6 protein-coding genes are annotated in these 6,760 nt (G+C 65.7%); 4 read left to right on the forward strand and 2 right to left on the reverse strand.

The genetic code is table 11. The features are described from left to right. Positions 1 to 37: 37 nt before the first annotated feature. Positions 38 to 811 (reverse strand): hypothetical protein, encoded by a 774-nt coding sequence (locus tag SGCZBJ_RS25755; protein ID WP_165799386.1) that lies wholly within the window; start codon positions 809 to 811, stop codon positions 38 to 40. Positions 812 to 1,176: 365 nt separating this feature from the next. Here SGCZBJ_RS25755 and rpsL point away from each other — a divergent pair, with 365 nt between their 5' ends. From rpsL to tuf, 4 genes are all read left to right on the forward strand, one after another. After that, positions 1,177 to 1,548 carry a 30S ribosomal protein S12 gene (gene rpsL / locus SGCZBJ_RS19420; protein ID WP_058350131.1) on the forward strand — a complete coding sequence of 124 codons (372 nt, stop codon included), beginning with the start codon at positions 1,177 to 1,179 and terminating at the stop codon, positions 1,546 to 1,548. Positions 1,549 to 1,560: 12 nt separating this feature from the next. Next, positions 1,561 to 2,034, forward strand: coding sequence for a 30S ribosomal protein S7 (rpsG, locus tag SGCZBJ_RS19425; RefSeq protein ID WP_004624018.1), 474 nt, complete (start codon positions 1,561 to 1,563; stop codon positions 2,032 to 2,034). A 114-nt stretch (positions 2,035 to 2,148) separates the two neighbouring features. Further along, positions 2,149 to 4,227, forward strand: a complete 2,079-nt coding sequence (fusA, locus tag SGCZBJ_RS19430) for an elongation factor G (protein ID WP_101719589.1) — start codon at positions 2,149 to 2,151, stop codon at positions 4,225 to 4,227. Between the two features lie 115 nt (positions 4,228 to 4,342). After that, positions 4,343 to 5,533: an elongation factor Tu gene (gene tuf, locus SGCZBJ_RS19435; protein WP_101719590.1), complete on the forward strand. Its 1,191-nt coding sequence runs from the start codon at positions 4,343 to 4,345 to the stop codon at positions 5,531 to 5,533. Positions 5,534 to 6,543: 1,010 nt separating this feature from the next. Here the strand turns inward: tuf and SGCZBJ_RS19445 are convergent. Beyond that, the coding region (locus SGCZBJ_RS19445) for a cation:dicarboxylate symporter family transporter (protein ID WP_133149298.1) at positions 6,544 to 6,760 on the reverse strand (217 nt) is incomplete at its 5' end.

The raw sequence follows: 6,760 nt of genomic DNA on the forward strand, positions 1-6,760 counted from the left end.
GTGACGCGATAGGCCAGGGACGCGATAGGGAAGGGCGCTAGTCCTTCTTCTTCTGCATCTCCAGCAGGCGCAGCTTCTGCTGCGTGGCGTCGCGCTGGCGGCCCAGGCCGTCCTGCTCCAGGCCCCCGACCATCGGAATGTCCTTGCCCCGGCCGGGGCCGTCACGACTGCGATGGTCGACGCCGGGGCCCATCGGCGCGTCGCGATAGGCGCGGGCGGCTTCCTGCCGCAGCGACTGGATGTCGAAGTCGCGGCGTTTTCCCGCTTCGATGGGGGCTGCGTATTCCGGCGCCTTGCGGGCGGCCTCGCCCCAGCGCTCGTCGCAGCGCTCGCGTTCGCGCCGGTTCAGGCCCACCGCCCGGTCGTTGGCGCAGCCCGTGCCGCTGCCGCGCAGGGCCGTCTTCAGGTCGCCGCCGGGCTGGGCGGCGGGCAGCGGCGCGGGATGGTCCGAGGCGCCGCGGTCGCGTTGCCCGGCCGAGGGGGCGGCCACGAACGGGGAGGGGGCGATTCCCGTCGGCGCCGGTCGCCGGGCCTCGCGTGGAATCGGCAGGGGGCTGGCCGACGCCGCCGGGGCGGCCTCGGCGGCTTCCCGTGGGACTTCGCGCGGCGTCTGCGTCATCAGGTCGATGGTCACGATCGACACCGTGTCCTGGTCGGGAAACACCTCGCGCACGGGCAGGGCCAGCCAGGCCAGCACCGCCAGGTGCACGACCGCCGATCCGCCCGCCACGGCCCAGAACCGCTTGTCGGGCTTGGCTTCGACGGGGCGATCCAGCAGAAGGGTTATGGACCGCGCGGCGGCTTCGACCACAAGAGGCTCGACGACAAGGGAAGGTTGCGAGCCCAGGCTGGCGATCGCTGATGGCGAAAGCGTGACCGTCGCATCGGCCAGTCGCAGGGCGAGTAAACGTCCCGTTAACCGACGCAGAAGGCGACGATTGACGTGGAGCCCCTTCGCGAGTAGGTTCCGCGCTCTTTTCGAGGTGGGTCTTGCGCCCGTCCTGATGAGCGTCCGTCCCTTAACCGACGGCAGGCCCGCCGGAACGCTTTCCGCGTCCCGGCGAGTTTCGTGTTTATCGGGTCTCCAACCGGAGCCTTGAAGCCGGAAAGAAGAACAACAAGGACCCTGAAGCGCCTCGGCCGAAAGGCACACGCTTCCATCAGAGCAGAGACTTAATGCCTACCGTCAACCAGCTCATCCGTAAGCCGCGCTCTCCGAAGCCGGTCCGGAACAAGGTGCCCGCCCTGAAGGGCTGCCCCCAACGTCGCGGCGTCTGCACCCGCGTCTACACGACGACCCCGAAGAAGCCGAACTCGGCTCTGCGTAAGGTCGCCAAGGTCCGTCTGACCACCGGCATCGAAGCCGTGTGCTACATTCCGGGCGAAGGCCACAACCTGCAGGAGCACTCGGTGGTGCTCATCCGCGGCGGCCGCGTCAAGGACTTGCCCGGCGTCCGCTATCACATCCTGCGCGGCGTCCTCGACACCCAAGGTGTCAAGGATCGTAAGCAGCGTCGTTCGCTCTACGGCGCCAAGCGTCCGAAGTAAGGAAGAAGAAGAATGTCCCGCCGTCGCCGCGCAGAGAAGCGTCAAGTCCTGCCGGACCCCAAGTTTGGGGATCTGGTTGTCACGAAGTTCATGAACTACGTGATGTACGAAGGCAAAAAAGCCGTCGCCGAAAACATCATCTACGGTGCTTTCGACATCCTGGAAGCCAAGCGCAAGGACCAAGGTCCGCTTGAAACCTTCCATTCCGCCCTGGACAACGTCGCCCCGGCGATCGAAGTCCGTTCGCGCCGCGTCGGCGGCGCTACGTACCAAGTGCCGGTCGAGGTCCGTCCGGACCGTCGCCGCGCCCTGGCCATCCGTTGGCTGGTGACCGCCGCTCGCAAGCGCGGTGAGAACACCATGACCGAAAAGCTGGCTGGTGAGCTGCTCGACGCTTCGAACAACCGCGGCACCGCCGTGAAGAAGCGCGAAGACACCCACAAGATGGCTGAAGCCAACCGGGCCTTCTCGCACTACCGCTGGTAAGCTTTCTTACCAGCACCCTTTCAGGCGCGGGCGGTTTGCGATAAACCGCCCGCGCCGCACGTTTAAATCCCGGTCGTGTCCGTCAGGGCCGCCCCGTTTCGCAGAGCGATCGCTATGCCCCGCACGCATAAAATCGAAGACTACCGCAACTTCGGCATCATGGCCCACATCGACGCGGGCAAGACGACGACGACCGAGCGGATCCTGTATTACACCGGTAAGTCCCACAAGATCGGCGAAGTCCACGACGGCGCCGCCACCATGGACTGGATGGAGCAGGAGCAGGAACGCGGCATCACCATCACGTCGGCCGCGACGACCGCTTTCTGGAACGACAAGCGCCTCAACATCATCGACACCCCCGGGCACGTCGACTTCACCATCGAAGTCGAGCGCAGCTTGCGCGTCCTCGACGGCGCCGTGACGGTGCTGGACGGCAACGCCGGCGTCGAGCCGCAGACCGAAACCGTCTGGCGCCAGGCCGACAAGTACAAGGTTCCGCGGATCGTGTTCGTCAACAAGATGGACAAGATCGGCGCCGACTTCGACAAGTCGGTCGAGTCGATCCGCGACCGCCTCGGCGCCAAGGCCGTGCCGATCCAATTCCCGATCGGTTCGGAATCGAACCTGAAGGGCCTCGTGGACCTGGTCCGCATGAAGGCCGTGGTCTGGGACAACGACGGCCTGGGCGCGACCTACCGCGACGAAGAGATTCCGGCCGACCTGCTGGACAAGGCCGTGGAAGCGCGCGCCTACCTGGTCGAGAACGCCGTCGAGCTCGATGACGACGCGATGGAAGCCTATCTGGGCGGCGAAGAGCCCTCGGAAGAAACCATCAAGAAGTGCATCCGCAAGGCCGTTCTGACCGGCGCCTTCTACCCGATCCTCTGCGGCTCGGCCTTCAAGAACAAGGGCGTCCAGCCCCTGCTCGACGCCGTCGTCGACTACCTGCCGTCGCCGGTCGACATTCCGCCGACCAAGGGCATCGACTTCAAGACCGAAGAAGAGATCGTTCGCAAGGCCTCGGACGAAGAGCCGCTGTCGGTTCTGGCGTTCAAGATCATGGACGACCCCTTCGTTGGTTCGCTGACCTTCTGCCGCCTGTACTCGGGCAAGATGGAAACCGGCATGAGCCTGCTGAACTCGACGCGCGACAAGCGCGAGCGGGTCGGCCGCATGCTGCTCATGCACTCCAACAACCGCGAAGACATCAAGGAAGCCTACGCCGGCGACATCGTCGCCCTGGCCGGCCTCAAGGAAACCCGCACGGGCGACACCCTGTGCGATCCGCTGAAGTCGCCGGTGATCCTGGAGCGCATGGAATTCCCGGCCCCGGTCATCGAGATCGCCGTCGAGCCCAAGTCGAAGGCCGACCAGGAAAAGCTGGGCGTCGCCCTGCAGAAGCTGGCCGCCGAAGATCCGTCCTTCACCGTCTCGACCGACTTCGAGTCGGGCCAGACGATCCTGAAGGGCATGGGCGAGCTGCACCTCGACATCAAGATCGACATCCTGAAGCGCACCTACAAGGTCGAGGCCAACATCGGCGCGCCGCAGGTCGCCTATCGTGAATCGCTGGGCCGCAAGGTCGACATCGACTACACGCACAAGAAGCAGACCGGTGGTACGGGCCAGTTCGCCCGCGTCATGATCACCTTCGAACCGGGCGAGCCGGGTTCGGGCTTCGTGTTCGAAAACTCGATCGTCGGCGGCGCCGTGCCGAAGGAATACATCCCGGGCGTCCAGAAGGGCCTGGAATCGGTCAAGGACAACGGCCTGCTGGCCGGCTTCCCGCTGATCGACTTCAAGGCGACCCTGACCGACGGCAAGTTCCACGACGTCGACTCGTCGGTCCTGGCCTTCGAAATCGCCTCGCGCGCCGCCTTCAAGGAGCTGCGCGAAAAGGGCGCTCCGAAGCTGCTCGAGCCGATCATGAAGGTCGAGGTCGTGACCCCGGAAGAGTACCTGGGTTCGGTCATCGGCGACCTGAACAGCCGTCGCGGCATGATCCAAGGTCAGGACATGCGCGGTAACGCCACCGTCGTGAACGCCTTCGTCCCGCTGGCCAACATGTTCGGTTACGTGAACACCCTGCGCGGCATGTCGCAAGGCCGCGCTCAGTTCAGCATGGTCTACGACCACTACGATCCGGTGCCGCAACACGTCGCCGACGAAGTGATCAAGAAGTACGCCTAAGCTTTTCGTCTCCGGACGAAACGTTTAGCGGAAGAGTAGGGCGGGTCTTCGGACCCGCCCGCCCAAACCCCAGAAGTTCAACCAAAGGCCCCTCTGGGGTCCTGGAGCTAAGAAAATGGCCAAGGAAAAGTTCGAACGTAATAAGCCGCACTGCAACATCGGCACCATCGGTCACGTTGACCATGGCAAGACGACGCTGACGGCCGCGATCACGATTACGCTGGCGAAGTCGGGCGGCGCGACCGCCAAGAACTACGCCGACATCGATGCTGCGCCGGAAGAAAAGGCCCGCGGCATCACGATCAACACGGCTCACGTCGAGTACGAGACGGCCAACCGTCACTACGCTCACGTCGACTGCCCCGGCCACGCCGACTACGTGAAGAACATGATCACCGGTGCTGCCCAGATGGACGGCGCGATCCTGGTCGTGTCGGCCGCCGACGGCCCGATGCCGCAGACCCGCGAGCACATCCTGCTGGCCCGTCAGGTCGGCGTGCCGGCTCTGGTCGTGTTCATGAACAAGGTCGACATGGTCGACGACGAAGAGCTGCTCGAGCTCGTCGAAATGGAAGTTCGTGAGCTGCTGTCGTCCTACCAGTTCCCGGGCGACGACATCCCGATCACCAAGGGTTCGGCCCTGGCCGCCGTGGAAAACCGCGACGCCAACATCGGCGAAGAGAAGATCCTCGAGCTGATGGCTTCGGTCGACGCCTACATCCCGCAGCCGGAACGCCCGATCGACCAGGCCTTCCTGATGCCGGTCGAAGACGTGTTCTCGATCTCGGGCCGCGGCACCGTGGTCACCGGTCGCGTCGAGCGCGGCATCGTGAAGGTCGGTGAAGAAGTCGAAATCGTCGGCATCCGTCCGGTCCAGAAAACCACCTGCACGGGCGTCGAAATGTTCCGCAAGCTGCTGGACCAAGGTCAAGCCGGCGACAACGTGGGCGTGCTGCTGCGCGGCACCAAGCGTGAAGACGTCGAGCGTGGCCAAGTGCTCTGCAAGCCGGGCTCGATCACCCCGCACACCAAGTTCGTGGCCGAGGCCTACATCCTGACCAAGGAAGAAGGCGGCCGTCACACGCCGTTCTTCACGAACTACCGTCCGCAGTTCTACTTCCGCACCACCGACGTGACCGGCATCATCAAGCTGCGCGAAGGCGTGGAAATGATCATGCCGGGCGACAACGCCGAGCTGGACGTCGAGCTGATCACCCCGATCGCCATGGAAGAGAAGCTCCGCTTCGCCATCCGTGAAGGCGGCCGCACCGTCGGCGCCGGCGTCGTCGCGAAAATCGTTGAATAACGATTTTCACGACAAGGCTTAGAGGCCAGAAGCGCATGCGCTTCTGGCGCGCGAAGATCGTCGAGTAATCGATCGATCCAGCGATACGCTGATTGAAGATCAGGCCCCGGAGGGAAACCTCCGGGGCCTTTTCTTTTGATCCTCCCCCGCTGGGGGAGGCGGCCCAAAGGGCCGGAGGGGGCCGTTCTCAGCTGCCGAGGCGGTAGCCGGGCAAGGCGCTCCTCCCCCGCCTGCGGGGGAGGGGGACCGCGAAGCGGTGGAGGGGGCGAGGCTAGGCGCCGCGCCGGCCGTCGCCCCCTCCGTCACGGCGCGTATCCGCACCGCGCCACCTCCCCCGTTATTCGGGGGAGGAGCGGGAGCGAAGGGGACAGAGCCCCGTCGATCCCCGGCGCTCGCCGAAAAGAGTTCCACGAACTCAACGCCCTACGACTTTCTCACGCGCCTGCATCAGACGCGTTCAAACCCGCCGTACACTCTACCCATCTCGCCGCACCGAAGGGGCGCAAGGCCAGCGACCATGCGGCGGCGGGATGCAGTCGAGCGGGAACGAGTCCGGTCGGGAAAACCGGACGCTCGGGGACCTGGCGCTGGCCAGGCCCGCCCGCCGTCGGCTTCGTCGGGGACAAACGGGCGAGACGCTCCTACCCAGGACATCCCCGCCCCGCGGCGCGCCTTCCGGGAAACCGGCGGGCGCGCTCCGGCAAGGCGTCAACAGCGCCGCCGGCCGGAGGCTGATGGAAAACGGCGGCGCGGAGCGCTCGGCTTCGTCGAAACGGTAACTTGCTCAAAACAGCTTCCGGGCGTCGCCCGGGCGCCCCGCACCCCTTCGATCAACTCGCAGCCAAGGCGCGAGGCCGCAAAGCCGCGCCCCAAGATCCTCCCCCTCTGGGGGAGGTGTCCGCGAAGCGGACGGAGGGGGTCGTTCTCAGCTTTCGAGGCACCGGAAAGCCATCCCCCCACCCATCGCTACGCGATCGCCTCCCCCACAGGGGGGGGCTCGAAGCTGACCCTCAGTCCGCGTCCTGCAACGCCGGATCAGTGGTCGGCACAGCCGGCGGCGGCGAGCGGTCGTTCAGGGCGGCGTCGAGCGCGGCGGGGTCCAGGGCCTTGTCCCAGCGTGCGACGACGACGGTGGCCACCGCGTTGCCGATGAAGTTGGTCAGCGACCGGCACTCGCTCATGAAGCGGTCGACGCCGAGGATCAGGGCCATGCCGGCGACGGGGACG

Source organism: Caulobacter zeae (assembly GCF_002858925.1).
Lineage (GTDB): Bacteria > Pseudomonadota > Alphaproteobacteria > Caulobacterales > Caulobacteraceae > Caulobacter > Caulobacter zeae.